At 48.7% G+C, this 1,222-nt stretch carries 2 protein-coding genes; both read right to left on the bottom strand.

Annotated elements, in window-relative coordinates:
- Positions 1–200 (bottom strand): HK97 family phage prohead protease (locus PSI17_RS16910; protein WP_273553067.1); only part of this gene is annotated, 200 nt, incomplete at its 3' end.
- Positions 201–244: 44 nt separating this feature from the next.
- Positions 245–1,222, bottom strand: a 978-nt coding sequence (locus PSI17_RS16905; RefSeq protein ID WP_273553066.1) for a phage major capsid protein, incomplete at its 5' end; no start/stop codon positions are given.

Here is a 1,222-nt window from a genome sequence, read left to right as displayed (position 1 = left end):
AGGTTCATGTGATCATGTTCATAAAGTGCCCTGACATCAGTACCCGAAGTTAAGCTGGCACGAAAGGCATTCGGGGCGAACTGTTCGATAAACTCATCCCACAACACATGGGAGCGGCTGTTCCACCGGATCGCGTAGCCGACCAACTTTTTATCTGACGCTGACAAGGAGGCGGTGCGGATTTCAAAATCATTCTTCATCTTCTGGGCTCCAAGACTGAAAAGGGGCGTTGTGCCCCTCTTGCTTACTTACTGGCTTTAACTTCCAGCACCTTGATCGCGTTGGAATCCACCAGCCCGCCGCCCAAATATTTATCACAGTGCACCTTATAAAATCCCGGTTCGGTGATATTGTCGGGACGGGTGCGGGTGCCTGTTTCATGGTCAACGATAAAGTAACCGCGTTTAAAATCACCCAGACCGATCACACCCTCCGGCATAAATTCGAGGTAGTGGACAGGTAAGCCCAACAGCATATCGGGATCACCCGCCTGTAAGCGCTCCCGCCAGATATAATCGCCATTGCCATTTTTCAGTTTTTGTACTTGGGCGGCAGTTGTGGAATTCATCACCCAGACGGCATTTTTACGGTATTTGTTCTTGAGTAAGAATTTCAGGTCAATCAGGCTATCGGCGGAAAGTGCGGTTACTCCCAGCTTTTGTAAAGTGCCAAACGCGCGAATCTTGTCAGTTTGAGTATCACGAGAATAAGACAGGAAGCCTTTCGCTTTTTTACTGCCGTCACCGCTGACGAGATCCGTTTCTTCGGTATCAATGAATGTGTCGGCAATTTCAGAAGTCAACCAACCTAAAATATCTACATCGCTAAAATCGATAATCTCTTGGGTCGTTTTGGGATAAGCGTAAATTGGGAACAGCTTAATGCTGACTTCTTCCATTTTAGGTGTGGCAGTCTCGCCGCGAGCCTTGCCTTCTTCGCCGTGTGCCACGGCTGCGCCACCGACCGAAACAAGCTGTTTGTATTCGTTACTGCGTGTGGTCTTAATTGTACAAATCCGGCGCATCACTGACTCATCAGTCAGTTGTTGCATAATTTGTTTGCTCAATTCGGGAATAACGGTATAGCCGCCTTCTGACGGAACACCCGTGGATAAGGCGCGGGTTTCGCCCGTCACGATGTAGTGGCGCAATTCATCATTGTTGAGTTTTTTGCTGGTCGGCTGGGATTTTACTTGATTGCGTTCTTCATCAGCCAGTGACTC

The organism is Xenorhabdus sp. IM139775, from assembly GCF_028598745.1.
In the GTDB taxonomy this organism is placed as follows: domain Bacteria; phylum Pseudomonadota; class Gammaproteobacteria; order Enterobacterales; family Enterobacteriaceae; genus Xenorhabdus.
The sequence above is the reverse complement of the archived record's forward strand: the minus strand, read 5'-3'. Positions and strand labels throughout refer to the sequence as shown.